Genomic DNA, 24142 nt, shown 5'->3' with positions numbered 1-24142 from the left:
TGATGCAAGCCGCAGAAAATATATCTCAACAGCTTTCCGGCGTTTTGCAAAGCTTGCCTTATGTCAGTCCAGAAGTTTGGCTAACTGTGCTGTTGATTCTGGTGATTGTTACTGATCTGCTGTTCGGCAAAACGTCCGCGTGGATATGCCGGACTTTAGCTGCAGTCGGGATGGCATTTGTACTATTTAACTGTCTGCAGCAATTGCATTTGGTGACTCATGAAGGCAAGTTTCTATTCGGTGGCATGTTGCTGCTGCATAAAACAGCTGTAGTTTTTAAGTCATTCATTGATGTATTTGCCATTGTACTGATCCTGTATGTTAAACAAGACAAAAAATTTAATAGCCATAAAAAGGGCTTGTCAGATCTGTATACAATTGTAATCGCATCTGTATTAGGGTTGCATCTGATGGTGATGGCAGTAAACTTGTTGACGGTTTATACTGCTATTGAGATGGTCTCGCTGGCATCGTACTTGCTGGTTGCTTATCATACTGAAAGCGGGTTAGGCAGCGGTGCCGGATTGAAATATGTATTGTTTGGTGCCGCGTCTTCAGCGGTGATGTTATATGGAATTTCGCTGATCTACGCGCTAACGGGTTCTTTAAATTATTTCGGAAGCAATTTGTTAACGGGACTTGCGGCTAACCCAACTGTTGCGGTCGTGGCCATTGTGTTAATGTTAGTTGGGATCGGGTTCAAATTATCATTTATACCAATGCATTTCTGGGTGCCCGATGTTTACCAGGGCGCGCCGACCCCTGTAACCGCCTACTTGTCGACGTTGCCAAAAATTGCCGGCTTTGCCATGCTGATCAATTTTTTAACTCCGTTTGTGTTTTCTGCAGGTTGGCACGCCTTCGATTTTAGGTTAACCTTGTCTGTTATTGGTATAATCACGATGATCGCAGGTAACTTTGCGGCAGTATGGCAAACAAATATTAAGCGCTTATTAGCGTATTCTTCTATCGGACATACAGGTTTCGCTTTGATGGCCCTGGTTACCTTTACCAACCAGGGTATTAGTGCATTAGTTTTCTACCTGGTTGCATATGCTATTGCCAACATTGCAGCCTTAATGTTAGTGAGTTGGTTTGGCAACGTAGCAGGGACTGAGGATATCGACGGCTACAAAGGTTTGGGATTAAGACATCCTGCTGCAGGCGTATGCTTCATCATTATACTGATATCGTTAACAGGTATACCTGTCTCTGCCGGATTTAACGCTAAGTTGTTAGTGTTCTCTTCTGTTTATGCGGTTTATGAGGAGACTAAAAGTCTACCGTTATTATTATTACTGATCACAGGTGCGGTAACAACGGTAATATCATTATTCTACTACATCAAAGTGCCGTTAAACTTATTCCTCAGAAAGGGTAATGGTGAAAAAGCATTCCATGATACTCGCTCATCTACCGGTCTTCTTTCTATAATTTTATTTTTGACAGCGCTTACACTTGCGCTGGGCCTTTTCCCAAATTTGTTAGCGGGGTTATTGTAAAAACCTCTTCTCTGTCCTTAAAAGAGAAGAAGTGACGTGCGTTAGCGATTGCAGCGGATAGCCCGCAATAGAGCGTAGCGGAATGAGAACTAATAGCGGAAAGCGCGACCCGCAGGGAAACGCCCAAACTACTTAAAGATTCAAATGCACAATAAAATCAATAAATGTTACGCGTCTTTTATAAAATCTATTTGTCTTTTCGCCACCTGCCAACACCTAAACTAAATTCCTGCAATACTGCTCACCTGTAAAGGCATATTTCGCTTAAATTTTACCATTAAAATGACTGAACCACAATCTACTCGTCATTTTAAAATCTTACTTTTGCGTTCTCTTTCCCACACATGAGCGACCAGATAAAACACGAGTGCGGCGTAGCTTTTATTCGCCTTTTAAAGCCTTTATCATTTTATCAAAAAAAATACGGAACAGCATTATACGGCTTAAACAAACTGTATCTGTTAATGGAAAAGCAGCATAACCGCGGACAAGACGGGGCTGGCGTTGCCACCATTAAGCTGGACGTTGAGCCGGGCAAACGTTATATAAGCCGGCACCGGTCAATGGCATCAAACGCGGTTGCTGATATTTTCGAGTACATATCTAAGAAATTTGCGGAGGTAGAAAAAGAGCGACCTGAGAAAATGCAGGACGCCGATTGGTTAAAGGAGCACATGAGTTTTACCGGCGAAGTGTTGTTGGGGCACCTTCGATACGGCACCCATGGTAAAAATAGTATAGAGAGTTGCCACCCTTTTTTGCGGCAAAACAACTGGATGACCCGTAACCTGGTTATTGCCGGAAACTTTAACATGACGAATGTGGATGAATTGCTGCAGCAATTGTATGACCTCGGTCAGCATCCGAAAGAGAAGGCTGATACCGTTACCGTTTTAGAAAAGATCGGGCATTTCCTGGATACAGAAGTTCAGGGACTATTTGACCAGTTTAAGCGTGAGGGCAATGACGACAATATAGCCATCAGTAAAATGATCGGCGAGAATATGGATGTTGCCAAGATCCTGAAAAAATCTGCCAAGAACTGGGACGGTGGTTATACTATTGCCGGTATTTTAGGCCACGGCGACGCGTTTGTAATGCGCGACCCGGCGGGCATCCGCCCGGCGTATTATTATCACAATGATGAGATCGTAGTCGCTACATCAGAGCGCCCCGCTATTCAAACTGCCTTTAATGTACCGTTTGAAGATGTTAAGGAAATAAAACCCGGTCACGCATTGATCGTGAAAAAGAATGGCACTATAGAAGAAGAACAAGTTAGTGAGCTGGTTGAGAAAAAATCTTGTTCGTTTGAACGCATCTACTTCTCCCGTGGCAGCGACGCCGCTATTTACCGCGAACGCAAACAGTTAGGCAGATTATTGGTACCGACCATCCTCGAGGCAGTTGACCATGATATAAGGAACACGGTTTTTTCATATATCCCAAATACAGCCGAGATCGCCTTTTATGGATTGGTTGAAGGCGTAAATAAATATGTGAAAAGTTTGCAGCATGAAATGCTGGCTAACAAAACGGAAACGTTAACAGAGGAGCGCATTAACGAAGTGCTGAACTTAGCACCGCGTGTTGAGAAGATCGCTATTAAAGATGTAAAGTTACGCACATTCATTACCCAGGATGCCGACCGTGGCGAAATGGTGGCGCACGTTTACGATACAACTTATGGCCTTATTAAAGAAGGCACAGATACGTTGGTTGTACTCGATGATTCTATTGTTCGTGGAACTACCCTTAAACAAAGCATCCTTAAAATACTTGACCGTTTAGGACCAAAGAAAATTATAGTTGTATCATCTGCGCCGCAGATACGTTACCCGGATTGCTATGGCATCGACATGTCGCGCATGGGAGAATTTGTTGCTTTCGAAGCTGCTATAAATCTGTTAAAAGAATCTGGTCAGGAAGATTTGATTGTTGATGTATATCAAAAATGTAAGAATAGCCACGATTTGCCTAAAGAGCAGGTAAAGAATTATGTTAAAGCCATTTACGCGCCCTTTACAGATCAGCAGATCTCAGATCGCATAGCAAAGATCATTACGCCTAAAAACATTACCGCAGAGGTTCAAGTGATCTATCAAACTTTAGATAACCTTCATAAAGCCTGCCCCGACCATCTGGGCGACTGGTATTTTAGCGGCGATTACCCAACCCCGGGCGGCAATAAGGTAGTGAACCGGGCCTTTGTAAACTGGATGGAAGGCAAGAACCAGCGAGCTTATATGTGATTTGCGGCTAACGGTGAAAAGGCAAACTAATAACGGTGATTCAGGACTGCCGTTTCCAGTTGAAGCGTTTCCCGTTTCGCCTTTAATCGTGTGTTGGCAGCGGCGGGAAAACAAAGTGTGTTACCAGCCTGTCAAGGATGACAAATGAAGCAATGATCAAGGCTACGCCGGCTACGTAATTAAGCCTGTGCACAAATTTTACAGAGATTTTTTCGCGGAGTTTATTGGCGTAAAAAGCCTTTGTAAGATCTGCACCAAACTGCACCACCAAAATCGTTAAAAACATTACAGCAATCTTTAGCTGCCTGTGCGGCACGCCTAAATGGTAAATAGTACTGGCGGTACCAATAACCGTTATCCAATGAAACAAAAGGGTAGGGTTGAAAATGCACATGGCAAAGCCCTTAAAAAAGTAACCTGCCCGATTAACGCTGGCCGGCGTATGTGGGTTGTAATCTACTTCCGGCTTTTTAAACATGTAATAAATGCCAATGATGAACAGGATGATACTACCTGTTACGCCCAGCCAAACCTTTACATTGGGGGGTACATCAAAAAATTGGGAGCCGAAGATTATTGCGCCAACGAACACAATGTCGCTGCTTACAACGCCTAAAGCTAAGGCAGCACCTGCATGGAAGCCTTTCTCTATACTGGTTTTAATAAGCGCGAAGAAAACCGGACCGGTTAGAAAGATCAATACAAACCCAAACCCCAGGCCCGAAAATATGGCTTCTATCATTTATGCTTTATAGCGCCCAAACCGCGTAGCGATACAGGCATTACAATTTTAGGCATTTAACAACCAAAGCAGCTAATTGTCTGCATTTATTTTTTGAAACCATAACCGTAACAAAAAAAATATTTATGTTAGTGGTTCTAAACGCCAATTATTTAAACTGATGGAACAAAAAAACACAAAGAGCTATGCCTCGGCATTGTACTCCCTGGTACTTGTATTCTTTTTCTGGGGTTTCTTAGCCGCTTCTAATGGGATATTCATTCCCTTCTGCAAAGCCCATTTTCACTTAACACAATTTGAATCTCAACTTATAGACTTTACTTTTTACGGCGGCTATTTCATAGGCTCGCTTATCCTGTATTTTATCTCGCAATTACTAAAACGCGACTTGTTGAACGAGATGGGTTACAAAAACGGTATCGTTGTTGGTTTGGTAATTTCGGCAGTTGGCGCTTTAGCTATGGTTCCGGCAATTAATTCAGGTTCGTTTCCTCTAATACTTGGGATGTTCTTCGTGATAGCACTTGGTTTTTCTCTGCAGCAAACCGCGGCCAACCCTTTCGCTGTTGCTTTGGGTACACCAGAGACAGGTTCAAACAGATTAAGCCTGGCAGGTGGTGTAAACAACTTTGGAAGTATCCTTGGCCCGATCATCGTGAGTATCGTATTGTTTGGTGCTGCGGATAAACTGATAGATCCGGGAGCGGTACAAATATCATCTGTAAATACGCTATATTATGGATTAACAGTATTGTTTCTTGCAGTTGCGGCTTTCTTTTACTTCGCAAACCTTCCGAACGTTACCATCCACGAAGAGTTGGAAACCAGCAAAAAAGCAAACCTTCCATTGTTTATTATTTTCCTGGCGTTCTTACTCATTTTAGCAGTAGACAAAATTGCTAATGCAACAGGCGTTGACAAAGCTTATATCGTCTATGCTTCTTTGTTCATCATATTGCTTACCCTTATAGTTACTTCACAAGCTGCTTCGAAAAGCAAACAAGGATGGGGCGCAATGCAATACCCACAGTTGATCTTTGGCATGCTGGCTATCTTCACCTATGTGGGTACAGAGGTAACTATTCAAAGTAACATGGGCGCCTTGTTGGAATCTAAAGATTTTGGGTCACATCTGGCCAGCGACATTGCTCCGTTCATTTCTTTGTACTGGGGTGGCTTAATGATTGGCCGTTGGACGGGTGCTATTGGTGTTTTCAAACTTTCTAATACTGGTAAAACGGCATTTACTATCATTATTCCGTTGATCGCTTTTGGCGTAGTTCTATTAGCAAACTATCTAAGCGGCGCGCAGATATCACAGTTTTACAGTTATATCATATGTGTAGCTGTTGTCATTGCAGGGTTCTTGATCGGCAATCAAAAACCTGTACGTACCCTGGCGCTATTTGGTATTTTAGGTGTTATATTTATGCTAATAGGCTTATTAACTACCGGACAAATTGCAACATTCGCTTTCCTAAGTGGCGGACTTTGCTGTTCTATCATGTGGCCGTCTATATTCTCGCTGTCAGTTACAGGCTTGGGTAAATATACAAGCCAGGGTTCTGCATTCTTGATTATGATGATCCTCGGTGGATCGATAATCCCACCGGTGCAGGGTATTTTGGCCGACCGAAGCAACAATGTTGTTTCGGGCATGAGCGGAATTCACTTCTCTTACATTATTCCGCTTATCGGTTTTGCCTACCTTGCGTTCTTCGCTTGGAAAGCAGGCTCAGAATTGCGCAAGCAAGGTATCGATGTAGACCATATGGAGACAGAAGGAGGGCACTAAAAAGACCATTGACGATAGTCCATAGACCATGGCTTCGATTATGCTATGGTCTATGGTCCATCAAACATCGCCTATAGATGAAACCCAGTTTCGATTATATTTTTATGAACCTGGCAACAGACTTGTCTAAACGCAGTCATTGCGTAAAGGCTCATGTCGGGGCGGTGCTTACAAAAGATACCCGTATTATTTCTGTGGGATATAATGGTCCGCCGGCAGGCACACATAATTGTGACGACGAGTGGCCGGATACAGGCTGTCCGCGCGATTCAAAAGGTAGTTGTTCGTTAGCACTCCATGCCGAAGAAAACGCGATACTTTACGCAGTAAAAAATGGTGCAAAATTAGATGGTGCAACAATGTATACAACATTATCTCCATGCTTGCCGTGCGCGCGACTGATTTTCTCTGCAGGGATAACTCAGGTACTTTACAAAAATTCTTATGCCGAGTACAAAGGCTTATTGAGCGATGAAGGCGTAGATTTTCTAAACCGCTTTGGCGTGGAAGCACGCAAGTTTGAAGAGGCTGAAAGTATTTTATAGAGGCAGGTACTACAAGGCGCCCTTAAAGCCTACCACGTGAGCTTAATTTTTACGAATCTATTTTAGAAAAGGTTTTAATTTTTCCAGGGCGAAATCTAGTTGCTGTTCGGGTGTTAGGTTTGTATTATCTAAAATAATAGCATCGGCAGCCCGGGTAAGCGGGCTTTCTGCACGGGTAGTATCAGCATAATCCCTGTGAGCTAGGTTTTCAAAAACATCTTCTAACGTAAGATCAGGATTTGCCGGGCTCAATTCCTTGAAACGGCGTTCGGCACGCACTTTGGGATCTGCAGTCATAAATACTTTCACCTGGGCATTGGGGAACACAGCAGTACCAATATCGCGGCCATCCATCACAATGTTTTTAGAAGCGCCCATGCGTTGCTGTTGCTTCACCATTTCGTGCCTTACGCTTTTAAGGGCTGCTACTGCACTCACGTTTTCTGACACGGGCATAAGGCGTATCTCGTCAGACACCTCTTCATCGTTCAATAAGATATGGCTGTTATAATCGCGCGAATGGAAATTCAAATGAACATCTTTTAATGCGGCTAATATTGCCTCCTCATCCTTAAGATCGACATTATTACGCAGAAAATATAAGGTAACCGCCCGGTACATTGCCCCGCTGTCGACATAAATAAAATGAAGTTTTTTGGCTAAAGCTTTGGCCAGCGTGCTTTTACCACATGACGAATATCCGTCAATGGCCACTACAACGTTACTGCTCATTATGGCACTAAAATACTAAATCATTGTGATTTGAATCATGATTACACAAACGTTAATAACCTATACATTTGAGGAAGCACAATCTGTAAATTGAATAAGATCACAAATGGATATCAGTAAACAACAGTTATCAGCAGAAACTACTTTTTGTGCTTCCCGGAGCAGCGGTAAGGGCGGACAGAATGTCAATAAGGTTTCATCAAGAGTAGAACTGATATTTGATGTTAATGCGTCTGACTTATTTAGCGATCAAGAGAAACAGTTATTGCTTAGTAAACTGGTGTCGAAACTAAATAAAGACGGTGCAGTTCACGTTGTATGCGATGAAGAAAGGAGCCAGTACCTTAATCGTGAAAAGGCCCTTGAAAAGCTTTATCAAATTATAATCAAAGCCTTCGAAAAACCTAAACCAAGAAAGCCAACTAAAATTAGTAAGGCGGCTAAGGCTAAACGTACTGAACAGAAACAGCTACAGTCAGTCAAAAAGAACAGCCGGAGAAAGAACTTCGATTTTTAATTAAAGTGATACAGTAAGGCTATAGATCCCCACTGGTGGGCATCAACCATAGTCTTAACATCTTTAGTATGAAAGATTACCGAAAAATCTATTGTAAGACGATCGTAAGTGTAATCGCCGCCTAGCTGATTGCTGAACATCAAGTGGTTAAGTGCCCCGGTTATTTGCGGGGTGTTACCAGTATCATCACTGTTGCCAAAGATGTTGCCTTGTACGGTGGCATCATAACCCACGTAATTGTATTGAGGTTTGTAATAAAAAAACAATTCGTGCTTTGCAGTTGATGCGTAAGCACTTCCGTTTTTTATGGATGAGCTTTGTGTTGCTGCCGAATTAAAAAGCTTGTTGAATGTTCCTAATCTTAACATAGGACCAACGCCTGCACCATCAAAACCGGTACCCGCATTGCCATATGCGCTTAAGCTTACATCAAAAGCACCTGAGCGATATAGCAGTTTATTATATTCTGCAGATAGATTGACAACAGCATTGTTTCTGATCTGATATTCCCAGCCGGTTGGCGGGTAAAAGCCAAACGTTCTGTGTATGAATTCTTGAATTTGCTTTGTATATGAGGCCGGGCCAATAACACCAGCCTGTAAACCAAGCTTTAGATTGCTTTCATTTTTGTATAAAAAATTCAACGTCGCGCCCGCATACAAATAGCCTGCAAAAGGGCGGTCTATATATAACGCGGATGGTACGCTGCCCGATTGTGGATTGTACATTTTTTGGCCTATCTCTAAACCAAGTACCTTATTGGCAAGTTTAGATTTTGCATTGACAGTAAGTGCATGCCTGTAGTTGACAAAAATGCCGTTAGTGTAATAACGGTCAGACCCTTGCGCAAGGTATCCGTCATTGTCAGATTGGAAACCCATCTCGTGCGAATGCGTTTGTGCTTGCGTTAAAGTATAAGAAGTAAGCAGCAGAAGCAGGGCAGTTAAAAATTTGGTCATTTATGAGTGGGGTATTTTAATCGGGCTAAAATAAAAAAAGCCCTGCTATTTCAGGGCTTTCAATTTACGGTGTTTCAACTAATTCAGCACCGGCTTCGTGTCTTCTTTAATGGTAAGTTCTAACGCGTCACTTACTTTTTCTTGTAGTAAGGCCAGATCTATCACTTCACGCATTTCAGTAACGTAATGGAACTGCAAGTCCTTTATATAATGTTCTTTGATCTCGAGAATGTCTTTTTTATTCGACTTACACAAAATGATGTCCTTAATGTCGGCACGTTTGGCAGCAAGGATCTTTTCTTTGATGCCACCAACCGGAAGTACACGGCCGCGGAGCGTGATCTCGCCAGTCATGGCTAGGTTTGGTTTTACCTTACGCTGTGTAAACGCCGAAGTCAATGCGGTAAGCATAGTAACGCCTGCAGACGGACCGTCTTTCGGCGTTGCACCGGCCGGCACGTGTATGTGCACATCCCACTGCTCAAACAGCTTTTGGTTGATGTCGAAATATGCAGCGTGTGCCCGCAAATAGGCAAGCGCAATAGTTGCCGATTCTTTCATAACATCACCTAAACTTCCGGTAAGCGTTAACCGTCCTTTGCCGGGGCTTAAACTTGCTTCAATGAAAAGAATATCGCCACCCACTTGTGTCCAGGCCAGACCCGTAACAACCCCCGCTACGTTGTTATTCTCATAAATATCCTTATCGTAAATAGGGGCACCCAAAATTGTCTCCAGGTCTTTTTTACTGACAGCGGTATTGTATGCTTCTTCAAGCGCAATGCTTTTGGCAACCCCGCGTACCACCGATCCCACTTTTTTGTCTAAAGCACGCACGCCCGACTCGCGGGTATAATCTTCGATCAACTTCTCCATCACATCATTCTTAATTGAAATCTGTTTCGAAGTTACACCATGCGCTTCGCGCTGTTTTGGCAGCAAGTGCTGTTTAGCTATTTCTATCTTCTCTTCAATGGTATAGCCATTCACTTCTATGATCTCCATACGGTCAAGCAACGCAGGCTGTATAGTGCTAAGCGAATTGGCTGTGGCGATGAACATTACGTTAGATAGATCAAAGTCCATCTCAACATAATTATCGTAGAAAGTGCTGTTTTGCTCCGGATCTAAAACTTCTAAAAGTGCGGAAGACGGATCGCCTCGAAAATCGGCGCCAACTTTATCAATTTCATCCAAAATAAATACCGGATTGGCAGCACCCGCCTTTTTAACCGATTGTATAACCCTGCCCGGCATAGCGCCAATATATGTTTTACGGTGACCGCGGATTTCTGCTTCATCACGCAAACCACCTAGCGACATACGAACATAACGCCTACCCAATGCTTTTGCAATAGATTTTCCTAACGAAGTTTTACCAACGCCGGGGGGGCCTACCAGACAAAGGATAGGCGCTTTCATGTTGTGCTTTAGCTTAAGCACCGCCAGGTACTCTATGATACGCTGTTTAACTTTATCCAGGCCAAAATGGTCTTTGTCTAAAACCTTCTGTGCGCGCTTAAGATCAAAATTATCTTTTGTGTATTCGTTCCAAGGAAGGTCTAAGAGCAACTCAAGGTAGTTGATCTGCACAGAATAATCGGCTGCGGCCGGATTGATTCGCGCCAGCTTATCCAATTCTTTACTAAAATGATCGGCAACTTCTTTAGCCCATTTCTTCTTCTTAGACCGCTCGCGTAAATTGTCCAATTCCAGATCAGGCGTGTTGCCACCCAGTTCTTCCTGTATGGTTTTTAGCTGCTGGTTCAAAAAATAATCGCGCTGCTGCTTGTCCAGATCGACACGCACTTTTGATTGTATCTGGTTTTTCAACTCCAGCATCTGTATCTCAGTGGTCAAATGTTCCAATACCAATCGGGCGCGGTCACGAAGGTTTACCGTTTCCAGCATACGTTGTTTCACTTCCATATCGGCGTTCATGTTTGACGATATAAAATTTATGAGGAATGAAGTGCTTTCGATGTTTTTTATCGCGATGCCAGCCTCAGTCGGAATGTTAGGAGATAGCTGGATAATATTCATCGCCATGTCTTTAACCGACGACACCATCGCTTTAAACTCTTTATCCTCTCGTGGCCTAACCTCTTCGAACGGAATTATCGAAGCCTTTATGTAAGGCTCTGACTGTATTTCTTCCTGAAGCGTAAAACGCTTTTTGCCCTGCAGGATAACGGTGGTGTTTCCATCGGGCATTTGCAGCATTTTAACAATAAGCGCTGTGGTGCCCACACGGTTCAATTGAGAGAATGTCGGGTCTTCTATACCAACATCTTGTTGAGAAACCACACCGATTATTCGAGAACCACGGTTAGCTTCTTTAACCAATTTAATAGATTTATCACGCCCTACGGTAATGGGAATAACCACACCAGGGAACAATACTGTATTTCTTAGCGGAAGAATAGCTAACACTTCGGGCATCTCTTCATTGTTCATTTCCTCCTCGTCTTCTGTAGACATCAGCGGAAAGAACTCAGAATCCTCATTTATTACCGGTAAAGCGTTTTTAAAATCAAACGGATCATAACTCATCAAATACCCTTTCTATATTATAACGTCATATTGGCAGTTATTCATTTGAAAACTGCGATGCAAGCGATAAAAGTTGATACCTGTCGCTGCAACTGTATAGGGTTCAAGACCTATGCCAAGATGAAAGGCATCTTTAAGATCTGCTAAAGACAAAGGTAGATTTTGTTTTATGTGCTGAAAAACAGTTACTTTTGTTTAAACCGTGCAACCTGACGTAGCGGACTGTTAAATCGTCAGCATATACTTCTGCGGTGATGGATTATAAAGAAAAACAAAAAGAGCGATAATAATCTTTAGGTTTAGCAGTTTAATGTCTGTCAATCTTTGTTAGCAAGACCTGGTAAATGAGGTTTCCATTTTTACTTTTCTTAATTGCAATTACTTCAGCAAACGTTTCGTTAGCACAAAATGCCTATGTAAAATTGGGTCAGCAAGCGTTTCTTGAGGGTGATTTTAAAGTTGCGATTACACGATTAGAAAAAGCTTGCGTGCTGGATACAACCAATACAGATGCGCTTTGGATGTTAGGTTATTCTTATTATCACAGCGATAATTATAAAAAATCTATACAGGCTTACAGCAGGGTAATTAATATGAAACCTGCAGATGCGACGTCTTATTACTATCGTGCCCGGGCAAAGGGGTTTATAGGGAAAGATGCTGGGTATTCTTTCACTGAACGCGAGAAATATTTGCTTGGCGCTATCCTTGATTACACTAAAGCTATCGGTATAGAGCCCGAATCTAAAACCTATCAGAACAGGGGTATAGCGTACCGCGAATATGGCTTATTTAAACTAGACCCGGCGAACCGGTGTTTTGACCGTACAATAGCCGTAAAAGCACTTAGAGCATCAATCGCAGATCTGGAACGGGTGCTAAACGATAACCCGTCGCGATCTGATATATCTTCTCAAATAGATATCTCTAAAGAAAAGTTGGCTCTTGCAATAGGACGCAGGTAGGACTAAGCTATATGTTTTCTAAACAGCGAGCCGAAGTCACTTAATTATCCTTCCCTTAACCAGATAGTTATTGCTACCCAATATCAGCACTTGTTGTTTCTTGCTGATGATATATAGCGAATCGGGAACATAAGTTAGATCTTCGTTGGCTTCGAAAAGCAGATTTTCTGTATGATTTACGATGTGAATAGACGCAACTTTATCACCATGTTTAACGATGATTAGTCTTTTGGTTTTGAGATCCGGCTCATTGGAGAGGTAAATAGTAGAATCGCCTAGTGTTTTAGTTTGATAACTGTTGCGCCAGGCCGGGCGGTTTATGTCAGAATTGGTAAACATACTTAGCTCGTTACCCCAGTTAGCAATTTTAAGCTGACGTGTTTCTACAGCACCGTTATGGCTTACAGATTTATCTACTAAAGGATTTGAAGCCACCAGTCGGGCAGAATCTGTGCGCATAAAGCCTTTAAGGTCGAAATACTTATATTGACCTTTAAACTCCTTAACATCGGGTTTGCAGCCATAAATGCAAAGCAAACCCAACGTTACAATCAATGCCTTTTTACACCAATACATTACCGGTCATTTCGGGCGGAATAGCTACGCCAAGTATAGTCAAAACAGTTGGTGCAATGTCGCCCAGTTTACCGTCTTTAACTTCTTTTACATCATTATCTATTACAATGCATGGCACCAGGTTGGTTGTATGCGCAGTGTTAGGCGAGCCGTCATCGTTAATCATGTAATCGGCGTTGCCGTGATCGGCAATGATGATAAACGAGTAGCCATGCTGCAATCCGATTTCTACCACTGCTTTCGTTGTCGCGTCTACCGTTTCGGCTGCGGTTACTACAGCACTAAATACGCCGGTATGACCAACCATATCTGTATTAGCAAAATTAAGGCAGACAAAATCAGGCCATTCAGCCTCAAGCTCTGGCAATATTGCATCGCGGATAGCTACGGCGCTCATTTCGGGCTGCAGGTCGTAAGTTGCCACTTTTGGTGATGGCACTAACAAACGTTTTTCATTAGCGAATTCTTTCTCACGCCCCCCGGAAAAGAAGAAAGTCACATGCGGATATTTCTCGGTCTCGGCGATGCGGATCTGGTTCTTACCAGCATCCTGCAGAACTTCGCCTAAGGTTTTAACCAGATCATCTTTTGTAAATACAACGTCGACATCTTTAAAAGTTTCGTCGTAAGTGGTCATGGTTACATAGCGCAACTTTAACGGCACCATGTTTTGCTCATGAAAAGCTTTTTGTGTTAACGCGACAGTGATCTCGCGACCACGATCTGTACGGAAGTTAAAGCAAATTACCACATCGCCGTCTTTGATTACGGCGATAGGCTTGCCGTTTGCATCAACTTTAACAATTGGTTTCACAAACTCATCTGTAACGCCTTCGGCGTACGATTCTTTGATAGCGCCAACTACATCTGCGGTGTTTTTACCTTCAGCATTAACCATAAGGTCGTAAGCCAACTTTACACGTTCCCAGCGATTATCGCGGTCCATCGCATAATATCGCCCAATAGCAGATGCGATCTGCACAGGCTTGTTGGCAATGTAGTTCTCTAAATCACTGATATATCCGACACCTGAATTTGGATCAGTGTCACGGCCATCTAAAAAAGCGTGTATATACACTTTCTGAAGTCCAAATTCACCTGCAGCATCACACAAACCGCGTAAGTGTTTTGTATGGGCGTGCACCCCACCATCGGATACCAAGCCTATAAAGTGTACATCCTTATTATTTTGCTTAGCGTAGGTAAAAGCGTCTGCAATTATCTTGTTTTTTGGTAGTTCAAGATCGTCGACCGCTTTATGGATACGGCCAAGTTCCTGGTACACTACTCGACCCGCGCCAAGGTTCATGTGGCCAACTTCAGAGTTGCCCATCTGACCATCCGGCAAACCTACCGCCATACCCGATGCTTCTAACTTAGAGTGCGGGTAAGTTGCAAGTAAGTGGTCAAAAAATGGCGTTTTGGCGTTAAATATCGCATTAGACTTGTCTTCGCGGCCGTATCCCCAGCCGTCGAGTATCAATAAGGCTACTTTTTTTCGTTGTTCCACAGGGCAAATATAATCTAATGATAGAATGAGTGAATGATAAAATGAGCGAATGCCAAATGAATAAAAATCAACAACTGACGACCATGGACCAAATTCAAACAATGTTTTTACTTTTGGCGTATAACCTACTACCGTGGATAAAACAATTATAGACGATTTTATTAAAAACGCCCTGACAGAAGATGTTGGTGATGGCGATCACACTTCACTTTCAACCATTCCGAAAGGCACTCGAGGTAAGGCTAAATTACTGATCAAAGACGAAGGCATTTTAGCAGGTGTTGAGTTGGCGCAAGAGATCTGCCGTATAGTCGACGAAAGTTTGCAACTCGAAATATTTTTAAACGATGGCGTGGAAATAAACCCTGGTGACATAGCCTTCACCATTGAGGGCAGTGTTCACAGCATATTAAAGGCAGAACGTTTGGTACTTAACTGTATGCAGCGCATGAGCGGTATCGCTACCAAAACCCACGAAATAACCCAATTGTTAGAAGGCACAGGAACGAAGCTGCTGGACACGCGTAAGACAACTCCCGGTATGCGTTACCTTGAAAAATGGGCTGTCAAAATAGGAGGAGGGGTGAACCATCGTTTCGGGCTATACGACATGATACTTATCAAAGATAACCACGTAGACTATTCTGGCGGCATTGCCAACGCCATAAACAATGCAAAGGATTATTTGGCAGAAACGGGCAAAAATTTGCAGATAGAGATAGAGGTGCGTAACCTTGATGAGTTGGAAGAGGTTTTCCAAACGGGTGGCGTTAATCGCATTTTGCTAGACAATTTTAAGCCCGATGTTTTGCAACAAGCCGTTGCCATGAATAAAGGCCGTTTTATTACAGAAGCCTCAGGTGGTATCACTATTGATAACATCCGCGATTACGCCAACTGCGGCGTAGATTATATCTCCGTAGGCGCCTTAACCCATTCTGTTAAAAGTTTGGACATGAGTTTAAAGGCCGTTAAAGCATAATGAGTGTAGTTACTAACGTTTCTATTTATTAATATTGTGCTGGAATGATATCTATCTACTCTATTTCAGCGCTTATTCTTGCCTACTTTCTCGGCTCTATACCAACAGCCGTATGGATAGGTAAAGCGTTTTACAAGATAGACATTCGTGAGTACGGCAGCGGTAACGCAGGAGCAACTAACACCTTTAGGGTATTAGGGAAAAAAGCTGGAATACCGGTAATGCTCATAGATATCCTCAAAGGGTATGTTGCTACCAACCTGGCCTATTTTATAGGCGTTTCTACTACAGGCAATGTACAATCGGTTGTATTTATCAACTATATGCTGGCATTGGGCATAACTGCAGTTATGGGCCACTTATTCCCGATTTTTGCAGGGTTTAGAGGCGGTAAAGGTATTGCCACTTTGTTTGGAATGGTTTTAGCTATTAACCTGCATGCCGCTTTACTTTGCGTAATAGTGTTCATTGTTATTTTGCTTATAACCCGCTATGTATCATTAAGTTCTATTGTGGCGGGTTTTGTGTATCCTATTGCTGTTGCATTCATTTTCCCGGTTTACATAAAATCGGTAGTGATATATGGCATGTGTATGTGCGTACTCATTTTGGTTACACATCAAAAAAACATAGAGCGATTACTTAAAGGCAAAGAATCAAAAGTCAACCTCTTTAAAAAAAAGGCGGCCTGATTTTTATGAAGATACCTACACTTCTTAGCTTGGCAATTTTAGCCGTTGCGCTAAGCTCTTGCTCAACCGTTCCGCTCACAGGCCGCAGTCAGTTAAATGTGGTCAGCGATGCAGAGATCAATCAATCGGCGGCTACCAGTTATCGCACGTTGCTTTCAGATCCTAAAACCAAGGTTATAGCCAACACAGCCGACGCACAGCGGGTGCAACGTGTAGGGTCAAGACTGGCACGCGCGGTCCAGAATTATCTTCAGCAGAACGGTTACGCCAATCAGTATAATTTTGACTGGCAGTTTAACCTTATACAAAGCGGCGAAATAAATGCTTGGTGCATGCCAGGTGGTAAGGTTGCAGTTTATAGCGGCATTTTGCCTTATAGCCGCGACGATGCCGGTTTGGCAACTGTATTGGGCCACGAAATCGGCCATGCAATTGCACACCACTCAGCCGAACGTATCTCCCAACAATATGTTGCGCAAGGTATAGGCGCGGCTATCGGTACTGCTGCCAACGTTTCTAATAACCGTACTGTAGGCATCGTTAACTCGCTATATGGCGTTGGGGGGCAATTGGTTTTGCTAAAATACTCCCGCAACCAGGAAAGCGAAGCCGATAGGTTAGGTCTAACCTTTATGGCGCTTGCCGGCTATGACCCGCACATAGCCGTAGGTTTCTGGCAAAGGATGGCTGCCGCAAATCCCGGCAACGGAACACCTGAGTTTTTGAGCACGCACCCGGCTGATGCTACGCGTATTGCGGCAATTCAAAACGAATTGCCGGAGGCGATGAAATACTATCATCCTTAATGCGGCAGAAACGCTTCTTGACAGCACGTTGGGACAATCTCATTATGATGAATTATGAGGTAGACCCTAAGGTTCTTCAAAAACATTTACCGCCTTTTACCGAGCTTGATCTGTGGGAAGGCAAAGCCCTTGTAAGTGTTGTAGGTTTCCTTTTTGCCGATACTAAGGTTTGGGGTATAAAATGGCCGTTTCACGTAAATTTCGAAGAGGTTAACCTTCGTTTTTATGTGAGACACTTTGATGGCAAAGAGTGGAAACGAGGCGCAGTTTTTATTAGTGAAATAGTGCCGAAAAGAATCATCCCTGTCATCGCTAACACCATTTACAATGAGCATTACATAGCAATGCCAATGCGGCATTCCATCAAAGTTGAAAGTGACAGATTAACAAAGTATGTTTACGGATGGAAGTTTAAAGGAGAATGGGCGGAGATAGCCGTGACCGTTGACTGTGATTATACAGAAATGCTGCCTAACGGGCCTGAGCAATTTATTTTTGAACATTACTGGGGCTATAATAAACTTAATGATTTGCAAACGCTGGAGTATGCTGTCGAGCATCCATCATGGCAGGTGGCAAAAGTGGTTGACTATAAACTAACGATGGATGTAAGCGCGACTTACGGGGAAGATTTCGTACCATATTTAAGCAAGCAGCCATTTTCTGTATTTTTTGCAAAAGGCTCTGAAGTGGTGGTGAGGGTTGCAGGTAAAATTACCGGGCCCGCAGTACGCGGCGTATAGCACCGATTTTTAACAAGCACTCCTGATACTCTGCCTCGGCATCCGCGCTGTGGGTTATCGCGCTCCCTGTATGGAATGACAAGTATTTTTTTGATGCATTATATAACAGCGTGCGGATAACTACATTGAAATCAAAGTCTCCATCGGGGCTAAAATAACCAATGGATCCTGAGTAAATACCCCGTTTGCTTACCTCGAAACTTTCCATTAATTGCATCGCGTTCACCTTTGGCGCACCGGTCATGCTGCCCATAGGGTAGGCCGCTTTGATGGCTTCTATAGCCGAAACATTTTCGTCTATATCGCAAGTTACCGTTGATATCATCTGATGCAAGTGTTCGAAAGTATATAAGCCAAAAAGTTCTTCCACTTGCACAGTTCCCCGTTTTGCGCAGGGCGTTAGGTCATTCCTCACCATGTCTACAACCATCACATTTTCCTGCTGTTCTTTAGTGTTGTTAGTCAGTTGTTGCTTCATTACAGCGTCATCAGTCGCGTCTAAGCCACGGGGAGCGGTGCCCTTTATGGGTTGAGAGATCAATTTATTATCACGCTTGGCTAAGAATCTCTCCGGCGAAGCACAGATCGCATAATGATCATAATATTTGAAAAAGCAAGCGAACGGATTTGGTGATAACTGATTGAGGTCATCAAAAACCTTTATCGGATCAATAACAACATTATCAGCGTAAAACTCCTGGCAGAAGTTAGTGACATAAATATCGCCGCGGGAAATGTGTTCCTTAACAAGGTTGACCTTTTGGAGATAATCTGGTTTGGTTAAACGCGATTTTATATCAACCGGCGTTGTCGGCTCCTCAGCTTGTAATTGATAATTGTTGATCGTATCAAATATCTCTTCGGTTTTGTCGCTCAATATTTCAATTTCACTACCGTGAATCCTGATCAAATGTTGAGGAACAAAAAAATAAGCTTCGGGAAAATCAAGGCCGTCTAAATTGTCTGATTGAAGATTCTCTAGCTCGTTCTTAAGATCATAAGTTAAAAACCCTGCGCGCCACTCCTGCGCATTTGTTTTATGAAATTGTTGCAATTGATCGAACGCGTTACCCACTTTAGCCGTTAATTCGCGTTTTACACCAGCCGCTATCAGCGCATCAAATTTTGAATACTTATCAGCAAATGAGTTAGAATCCAGGTAACAGCACACCTCAAAAGAAGATGCCCATTGCAAGGCTTTCTTTTTAAACAGGGTGATATCGTTTGATGTAAATATCAAAGGCTTTAAACTTTGTCATTGCGTGAATGAAGCGATCAGGCAGCGCGGTGTTATGCTGCGGGTCTCGAAGCATGAGCGAGGGCTATCACACCATACTTCGACAGGCTCTTATGACAGCTTTTCGTGTCGCTTCAGAAATCTTAATTCAAAACCAAAGTCTGCATCCTGTCCGGGCCTACAGACAAATATTTCACGGGAACACCAAGTTCGCTTTCCAGAAAATCGATATAAGCTTTTAGTTTAGCAGGTATCTCTTCCAATTCTTTTATTCCCGTCAGGTCTTCATTCCAGCCATCAATTTCTTTATAGACGGGTTCTGGTTTTATTGTAATAATATCATACGGCATGTAATCTATGGTCTCTCCACGATATTCATAGTGCGTGCAGGCATAAATGCTTTCAAAGCCGCTTAGCACATCTGCTTTGGTCATAACCAGTTGAGTTACGCCGTTTAACATGATGGCATATTTTAGTGCCGGCAAATCAATCCAGCCTGTACGGCGCGGGCGACCGGTAGTGGCGCCAAACTCATGGCCGATTTTGCGCAGTTCTTCGCCGGTCTCATTGTCTAACTCGGTAGGAAAAGGGCCGCCGCCGACCCGGGTACAATAAGCTTTAAAAATGCCTATCACATCGCCAATTTTTGATGGGGCAATGCCTAACCCGGTGCAAGCGCCGGCAGTTGTTGTGTTTGATGACGTGACAAACGGATAAGAACCAAAATCTATATCCAATAATGCACCTTGCGCACCCTCGGCCAATACTTTTTTACCTTCTTTAATATAATTATTTACCAGGTGCTCTGAATCTACCAAAGGGAATTGACTGATAAAATCCAGCGCCTCAAAGAACGCGGTTTCACGCTCACTAAAGTCAACCACTTCGCCGTAAAGCGACTGCAGCATTGAAGTATGTTTAGCAACTAATTTTTGGTATCGCTCCTTGAAATCCGGTAAGGTGATATCGCCGATGCGCAGCCCATTACGGCCTGTTTTGTCCATATAAGTTGGGCCTATGCCTTTTAGGGTAGAGCCAATCTTGCCTTCGCCCATCTTCTTTTCCGAAGCTGCATCCAACAATTGATGGGTCGGCAATATTAGGTGGGCTTTTTTTGCGATTAGCAAGTTTTTCTTGGCTAGTAAATCATGGCCGGCTTCTTTTAATTTATCAAGCTCCCTTTTTAAAGTAATCGGGTCGATCACCACACCATTGCCAATAAGGTTCATGGTATTTGGGAAAAATATGCCTGATGGTATGGTGTTCAGCACAAATTTTTTGCCATCGAACTCTAACGTGTGGCCCGCGTTTGGTCCACCCTGGAAACGGGCTATCAGATCATAGTCGGCCGCAAGTACATCAACTATTTTGCCTTTACCTTCGTCGCCCCACTGGAGGCCTAATAAAACATCAACTGCCATTTAATCAAACGTGTTGGTCATGCCATCTTGTCAACATAACCGTGAGTATTTTTATTGGGAATATTTAAGAACTGCAAATAAAAGCCGAAATAAATATAACAGAATTAATTACGAAACCCTTCTGTCGCAATAACCGGCTTTTAGGCGCTCACAGCCGGCATATAAATTTAACGAATGGTGCTTCACTTCAAACTGAAGGATCTCACCCATCATAGACTGTATCTGCTGTATGCGCGGGTCGCAAAACTCAACAACTTTACCGCAATCAAGACAAATGATATGGTCATGCTGTTTATAACCATAAGATTTTTCAAACTGCGCCATATTTTTACCAAACTGGTGTTTAGTAACCAGATCGCACGATACCAAAAGTTCCAGAGTATTATAAACGGTAGCCCGGCTAACGCGGTACTTTTTATTTTTCATGTGAATGTAGAGCGACTCTACATCGAAGTGATCGCTTCGCGAATAAATTTCTTCGAGGATGGCAAAGCGCTCGGGGGTTTTTCTCAGACTTTTATTTTCAAGGTAGGCCTCGAAAATCTTTTTTACCATCGTTATGGTTTCCTGCTGGGCCATATTAATTATTTAGCATTCCAAAGGTATAAAATTGGTTTTATAGTTACTGTGTTGGTAAGTTATAGAGTTACCAATATGTAAACCAATTAGCATCATTAGTTCCGACAAACTTTAAGAAGCTTTTTCAACCGGCGCTGAGTCGAAGCGGGTTACAGAGGTGATACCTTTAACAGTTTTTAAATGTCTTATCAGGTTATCCAGGTGTTCACGGTCGTTTACGTAAACCATAATAGAGCCTTCAAAAATGCCGTTATCGCTATCTACAGTGATAGAGCGCATATTTACTTTAAAATCTTGCGATATTACAGTTGTTAACTTGTTGATCAGTCCCACATCATCGATACCGGTAATACGCAGGCCGGTGAGGAACGCTAATTCATGCTGATTGGTCCAGCGGGCTTTTACAACACGATAACCATAATTAGACATCAGTTTAGTGGCATTAGGGCAATTGGTACGATGAATTTTGATGCCGTCGTTAATAGTAATAAATCCGAAAACATCATCGCCGGGGATAGGATTACAGCAATTGGCCAGTTTGTAATCTATCTTCTGCATATCCTCGCCAATGAGGAGTATGTCGCTGTCTTTGGTTTTTATACTACGAAGTATACCCTGAACCTGGTCATTATCGATCTTATCCTGTGGCTTGTTTTCAATACTTTTTTCGGAAAGCTGATAATCCTTCAGGTCTTTCATGTCGATAAGACCCTTAGCTACATTAAAGAATAGATCTTGTGTCGACGGCAGCTTAAAGAAGTAACTCAGTTTATGGATGTTATCTGAGTTATAAGTGATTTTTAAACTTTTAAGCTTGCGTTCTAAAATTTCTTTTCCGTCCTCGGCTATTTTACGTTTCTCTTCTTTTAATGCCGATTTGATCTTGGCTTTTGCTTTTGCAGTAACCACAAAATTCAGCCAGTCTTCTTTCGGCACTTGCTTACTTGAGGTGATCACCTCCACCTGGTCGCCGTTCTGTAATTTGTGACTTAGCGGTACCAGTTTGTGGTTCACTTTAGCGCCAATACAGCTTGCACCGACATCTGAATGTATCTCGAAAGCAAAATCGAGCGCTGTAGCGCCTACCGGCAACTGCAGCAAAGCGCCTTTCGGCGTGAAGATGAAAATCTCTTCAGAGAAGAGGTTCATTTTAAAGTCGTCTATAAAATCCAGCGCATTGCTTTCAGGGTTGCGCAGCATATCACGCACTTTTTGTATCCACTGGTCAAGGCCGTTATCTGTAGTGGACTCTTTATATTTCCAATGCGCGGCGAAGCCTTTTTCAGCAATTTCATTCATGCGCTTGGTGCGTATCTGTATCTCCACCCATTGACCACGCGGACCCATTACTGTAGTATGTAAAGATTCGTAACCATTAATTTTGGGTGATGATATCCAATCGCGTAACCTATCCGGGTTTGGACGATACAAGTCTGTAACAATTGAATAGGCCTTCCAGGAATCTGATTTCTCATTTTCAGGCGCACTGTCCAAGACTATCCGGATGGCAAATAAGTCGTATACTTCCTCAAACGGAATAGATTTTTTTTTCATCTTATTCCAAATAGAGTGAATGGACTTTGGCCTTCCAAACACTTCGGCGTTTAAGCCTTGCTGCTCAAGCACTTTTTGTATCGGGCCAATAAAGTCCTTAATGAAACGCTCACGCTCGGCCTTTTTTTCGTTCAGTTTGTTTTTAATGAATTGATAAGTTTCGCTTTCCATATATTTCATAGAAAGGTCTTCCAATTCAGATTTTATAGCATAAAGCCCCAGGCGATGGGCAAGAGGTGCATATAGGTATACCGTTTCTGAAGATAGCTTTAATTGCTTGTCGCGCGGCATAAACTCCATGGTGCGCATGTTGTGCAGCCTGTCTGCCAATTTTATAAGGATCACCCTTACATCGTCCGCCAGGGTGAGCAGCATCTTCCTGAAATTTTCTGCCTGTAAAGAACTGTTAGTATCAAATACGCCTGAAATTTTGGTGAGGCCGTCAATGATCTTGGCAACCTTTTTACCAAACTCGCGCTCGATATCTTCAAGCGTAACATCGGTATCCTCAACAACATCATGGAGCAAAGCACATACGATGGAAGTTGTGCCTAAACCTATCTCTTCTGCTGCTATCTGCGCTACCGCAATTGGATGATAAATATACGGTTCGCCAGATTTGCGGCGCATATCTTTGTGACTTTCTAAAGCCATATCAAAAGCCATGCGTATCAGGCGTTTATCACCTTTCTGCAATGACGACTTACACGCGCGCAGCAAAGCCCGGTACCGTTTAAGAATCTCTTTCTTTTCCGCTTCTAAGTCTATCACCAGTTCCTTCATAAACAATAATTCGTAGGGCTATAAATATTGCACCATGGATACAAAAATCACACACAATTAGCGTTATTTTGTAATAGTTAAAAATATGAAACTTTTTGCGCTTTTTGTGTTCCTTCTCGCGGCTGTTACGCTAACTAAAGCACAGAATATGCCAGCGCGCCCTGTTACGGGTAAAAATGACACAATTAAAACGTACCTCACTAACTATAACGGCGAACTTATTCCGTGGATTGTAACTCCGGAGATCAAAATAGTTGATACCCGAATTTTCGCCAGCGAAGCCGACAGGCAAGCCTACTACCGTTTGAGATACAACGTGTTAAAGGTTTGGCCTTACGCCAAATTTGCTGCATCACGTTATGAGCAATTACAACGCGATCTGGCGCTTACGGGTGATAAAGACAAGCAGAAGGAATTACGCAAAGCTTGTGAAGATCAGATTAAAGAACTTTTTAACAGAGAAATAAAGAACCTCACCATAACTCAGGGTGAAGTTTTGATTAAACTAATTGCACGTGAAACGGGCAATACTTCTTATACGCTTGCTAAAGACATGAAAGGCGGATTTCATGCTTTTATGTATCAATCTGTAGCCCGTGTTTTCGGGCATAACCTTAAACAGGAGTATGACCCCCGCGAAGAACATGATATTGAGGCTATCCTTTTTCAGGCCGGCTATACATCTAACTTATACTAA

Annotated in this window: 21 protein-coding genes; 11 read left to right on the top strand and 10 right to left on the bottom strand. The window is 42.9% G+C overall.

Annotated features, from left to right (window positions below; all coding sequences use genetic code 11):
• Positions 1 to 2 precede the first annotated feature (2 nt).
• Both GO620_RS09710 and GO620_RS09705 read left to right on the top strand, forming a co-directional pair.
• Positions 3 to 1502, top strand: a complete 1500-nt coding sequence (locus GO620_RS09710; protein ID WP_157526152.1) for an NADH-quinone oxidoreductase subunit N — start codon at positions 3 to 5, stop codon at positions 1500 to 1502.
• A 344-nt stretch (positions 1503 to 1846) separates the two neighbouring features.
• Positions 1847 to 3754 (top strand): amidophosphoribosyltransferase, encoded by a 1908-nt coding sequence (locus GO620_RS09705; protein WP_157526150.1) that lies wholly within the window; start codon positions 1847 to 1849, stop codon positions 3752 to 3754.
• An 82-nt stretch (positions 3755 to 3836) separates the two neighbouring features.
• Here GO620_RS09705 and GO620_RS09700 read toward each other — a convergent pair whose 3' ends face one another.
• Positions 3837 to 4496: a LysE family translocator gene (locus GO620_RS09700; protein WP_157526148.1), complete on the bottom strand. Its 660-nt coding sequence runs from the start codon at positions 4494 to 4496 to the stop codon at positions 3837 to 3839.
• Positions 4497 to 4656: 160 nt separating this feature from the next.
• On the opposite strand from GO620_RS09700, the gene GO620_RS09695 reads away from it, so the two are divergent.
• Together GO620_RS09695 and GO620_RS09690 are read left to right on the top strand one after the other, a co-directional pair.
• Positions 4657 to 6291 (top strand): MFS transporter, encoded by a 1635-nt coding sequence (locus GO620_RS09695; protein WP_157526146.1) that lies wholly within the window; start codon positions 4657 to 4659, stop codon positions 6289 to 6291.
• A 77-nt stretch (positions 6292 to 6368) separates the two neighbouring features.
• A complete protein-coding gene (locus GO620_RS09690; protein WP_157526144.1) occupies positions 6369 to 6836 on the top strand; it encodes a deoxycytidylate deaminase in 468 nt (155 codons plus the stop codon).
• 57 nt (positions 6837 to 6893) lie between these two features.
• On the opposite strand, the gene cmk is transcribed toward GO620_RS09690, so the two are convergent.
• Positions 6894 to 7568, bottom strand: a complete 675-nt coding sequence (cmk, locus tag GO620_RS09685; protein ID WP_157526142.1) for a (d)CMP kinase — start codon at positions 7566 to 7568, stop codon at positions 6894 to 6896.
• Between the two features lie 106 nt (positions 7569 to 7674).
• Here cmk and arfB point away from each other — a divergent pair, with 106 nt between their 5' ends.
• Positions 7675 to 8085, top strand: coding sequence for an alternative ribosome rescue aminoacyl-tRNA hydrolase ArfB (arfB, locus tag GO620_RS09680; RefSeq protein ID WP_157526140.1), 411 nt, complete (start codon positions 7675 to 7677; stop codon positions 8083 to 8085).
• Here arfB and GO620_RS09675 read toward each other — a convergent pair.
• Together GO620_RS09675 and lon are read right to left on the bottom strand one after the other, a co-directional pair.
• A complete protein-coding gene (locus GO620_RS09675; protein WP_157526138.1) occupies positions 8082 to 9044 on the bottom strand; it encodes a lipid A deacylase LpxR family protein in 963 nt (320 codons plus the stop codon). The genes arfB and GO620_RS09675 overlap by 4 nt on opposite strands.
• A 78-nt stretch (positions 9045 to 9122) precedes the next feature.
• Positions 9123 to 11597 carry an endopeptidase La gene (lon, locus tag GO620_RS09670; protein WP_157526136.1) on the bottom strand — a complete coding sequence of 825 codons (2475 nt, stop codon included), beginning with the start codon at positions 11595 to 11597 and terminating at the stop codon, positions 9123 to 9125.
• Between the two features lie 344 nt (positions 11598 to 11941).
• Here lon and GO620_RS09665 point away from each other — a divergent pair, with 344 nt between their 5' ends.
• Positions 11942 to 12562 carry a tetratricopeptide repeat protein gene (locus tag GO620_RS09665; RefSeq protein ID WP_157526134.1) on the top strand — a complete coding sequence of 207 codons (621 nt, stop codon included), beginning with the start codon at positions 11942 to 11944 and terminating at the stop codon, positions 12560 to 12562.
• Positions 12563 to 12598: 36 nt separating this feature from the next.
• On the opposite strand, the gene GO620_RS09660 is transcribed toward GO620_RS09665, so the two are convergent.
• Positions 12599 to 13138: a hypothetical protein gene (locus GO620_RS09660; protein WP_157526132.1), complete on the bottom strand. Its 540-nt coding sequence runs from the start codon at positions 13136 to 13138 to the stop codon at positions 12599 to 12601.
• On the bottom strand, positions 13125 to 14648 hold the full coding sequence (gene gpmI, locus GO620_RS09655; RefSeq protein ID WP_200229821.1) for a 2,3-bisphosphoglycerate-independent phosphoglycerate mutase: 1524 nt from the start codon (positions 14646 to 14648) through the stop codon (positions 13125 to 13127). The genes GO620_RS09660 and gpmI overlap by 14 nt, the downstream gene beginning before the upstream one ends.
• A 133-nt stretch (positions 14649 to 14781) precedes the next feature.
• On the opposite strand from gpmI, the gene nadC reads away from it, so the two are divergent.
• From nadC to GO620_RS09635, 4 genes are read left to right on the top strand one after another with little or no spacing between them, the layout of a single operon-like run.
• Positions 14782 to 15630: a carboxylating nicotinate-nucleotide diphosphorylase gene (gene nadC / locus GO620_RS09650; RefSeq protein WP_200229818.1), complete on the top strand. Its 849-nt coding sequence runs from the start codon at positions 14782 to 14784 to the stop codon at positions 15628 to 15630.
• A gap of 44 nt (positions 15631 to 15674) precedes the next feature.
• A complete protein-coding gene (gene plsY / locus GO620_RS09645) occupies positions 15675 to 16322 on the top strand; it encodes a glycerol-3-phosphate 1-O-acyltransferase PlsY (RefSeq protein WP_157526128.1) in 648 nt (215 codons plus the stop codon).
• Between the two features lie 5 nt (positions 16323 to 16327).
• Positions 16328 to 17128 (top strand): M48 family metallopeptidase, encoded by an 801-nt coding sequence (locus tag GO620_RS09640; RefSeq protein ID WP_157526127.1) that lies wholly within the window; start codon positions 16328 to 16330, stop codon positions 17126 to 17128.
• Positions 17128 to 17871 (top strand): YqjF family protein, encoded by a 744-nt coding sequence (locus GO620_RS09635; RefSeq protein WP_157526126.1) that lies wholly within the window; start codon positions 17128 to 17130, stop codon positions 17869 to 17871. The genes GO620_RS09640 and GO620_RS09635 overlap by 1 nt, the downstream gene beginning before the upstream one ends.
• Here the strand turns inward: GO620_RS09635 and GO620_RS09630 are convergent.
• From GO620_RS09630 to GO620_RS09615, 4 genes are all read right to left on the bottom strand, one after another.
• Positions 17843 to 19111, bottom strand: coding sequence for an anthranilate synthase component I family protein (locus GO620_RS09630; protein ID WP_157526124.1), 1269 nt, complete (start codon positions 19109 to 19111; stop codon positions 17843 to 17845). The two genes, GO620_RS09635 and GO620_RS09630, sit on opposite strands and share 29 nt — an antisense overlap.
• A 140-nt stretch (positions 19112 to 19251) precedes the next feature.
• Positions 19252 to 20529: an adenylosuccinate synthase gene (locus GO620_RS09625; protein WP_157526122.1), complete on the bottom strand. Its 1278-nt coding sequence runs from the start codon at positions 20527 to 20529 to the stop codon at positions 19252 to 19254.
• Positions 20530 to 20637: 108 nt separating this feature from the next.
• Positions 20638 to 21108, bottom strand: a complete 471-nt coding sequence (locus GO620_RS09620) for a Fur family transcriptional regulator (RefSeq protein WP_157526120.1) — start codon at positions 21106 to 21108, stop codon at positions 20638 to 20640.
• Between the two features lie 111 nt (positions 21109 to 21219).
• Complete coding sequence (locus tag GO620_RS09615) at positions 21220 to 23445, bottom strand: RelA/SpoT family protein (RefSeq protein WP_157526118.1); 2226 nt, start codon at positions 23443 to 23445, stop codon at positions 21220 to 21222.
• Positions 23446 to 23530: 85 nt separating this feature from the next.
• On the opposite strand from GO620_RS09615, the gene GO620_RS09610 reads away from it, so the two are divergent.
• The gene (locus tag GO620_RS09610) at positions 23531 to 24142 is read left to right on the top strand and encodes a DUF4294 domain-containing protein (RefSeq protein ID WP_157526116.1); all 612 of its coding nucleotides are present in this window, start codon (positions 23531 to 23533) and stop codon (positions 24140 to 24142) included.

This window comes from Mucilaginibacter ginkgonis, assembly GCF_009754905.2.
GTDB lineage: Bacteria > Bacteroidota > Bacteroidia > Sphingobacteriales > Sphingobacteriaceae > Mucilaginibacter > Mucilaginibacter ginkgonis.
This window is presented reverse-complemented; position numbering and strand designations above follow the sequence as displayed.

What these genes read in the sequence shown, in the direction of transcription:
- GO620_RS09700 (WP_157526148.1), bottom strand. Translation starts at nt 4,496, where the DNA reads ATGATAGAAGCCATATTTTCGGGCCTGGGGTTTGGGTTTGTATTGATC.
- GO620_RS09710 (WP_157526152.1), top strand. Translation starts at nt 3, where the DNA reads ATGCAAGCCGCAGAAAATATATCTCAACAGCTTTCCGGCGTTTTGCAA.
- GO620_RS09690 (WP_157526144.1), top strand. Translation starts at nt 6,369, where the DNA reads ATGAAACCCAGTTTCGATTATATTTTTATGAACCTGGCAACAGACTTG.
- plsY (WP_157526128.1), top strand. Translation starts at nt 15,675, where the DNA reads ATGATATCTATCTACTCTATTTCAGCGCTTATTCTTGCCTACTTTCTC.
- GO620_RS09705 (WP_157526150.1), top strand. Translation starts at nt 1,847, where the DNA reads ATGAGCGACCAGATAAAACACGAGTGCGGCGTAGCTTTTATTCGCCTT.
- GO620_RS09665 (WP_157526134.1), top strand. Translation starts at nt 11,942, where the DNA reads ATGAGGTTTCCATTTTTACTTTTCTTAATTGCAATTACTTCAGCAAAC.
- GO620_RS09620 (WP_157526120.1), bottom strand. Translation starts at nt 21,108, where the DNA reads ATGGCCCAGCAGGAAACCATAACGATGGTAAAAAAGATTTTCGAGGCC.
- cmk (WP_157526142.1), bottom strand. Translation starts at nt 7,568, where the DNA reads ATGAGCAGTAACGTTGTAGTGGCCATTGACGGATATTCGTCATGTGGT.
- arfB (WP_157526140.1), top strand. Translation starts at nt 7,675, where the DNA reads ATGGATATCAGTAAACAACAGTTATCAGCAGAAACTACTTTTTGTGCT.
- GO620_RS09635 (WP_157526126.1), top strand. Translation starts at nt 17,128, where the DNA reads ATGCGGCAGAAACGCTTCTTGACAGCACGTTGGGACAATCTCATTATG.
- GO620_RS09625 (WP_157526122.1), bottom strand. Translation starts at nt 20,529, where the DNA reads ATGGCAGTTGATGTTTTATTAGGCCTCCAGTGGGGCGACGAAGGTAAA.
- GO620_RS09610 (WP_157526116.1), top strand. Translation starts at nt 23,531, where the DNA reads ATGAAACTTTTTGCGCTTTTTGTGTTCCTTCTCGCGGCTGTTACGCTA.
- GO620_RS09660 (WP_157526132.1), bottom strand. Translation starts at nt 13,138, where the DNA reads ATGTATTGGTGTAAAAAGGCATTGATTGTAACGTTGGGTTTGCTTTGC.
- GO620_RS09640 (WP_157526127.1), top strand. Translation starts at nt 16,328, where the DNA reads ATGAAGATACCTACACTTCTTAGCTTGGCAATTTTAGCCGTTGCGCTA.
- GO620_RS09695 (WP_157526146.1), top strand. Translation starts at nt 4,657, where the DNA reads ATGGAACAAAAAAACACAAAGAGCTATGCCTCGGCATTGTACTCCCTG.
- GO620_RS09675 (WP_157526138.1), bottom strand. Translation starts at nt 9,044, where the DNA reads ATGACCAAATTTTTAACTGCCCTGCTTCTGCTGCTTACTTCTTATACT.
- lon (WP_157526136.1), bottom strand. Translation starts at nt 11,597, where the DNA reads ATGAGTTATGATCCGTTTGATTTTAAAAACGCTTTACCGGTAATAAAT.
- GO620_RS09615 (WP_157526118.1), bottom strand. Translation starts at nt 23,445, where the DNA reads ATGAAGGAACTGGTGATAGACTTAGAAGCGGAAAAGAAAGAGATTCTT.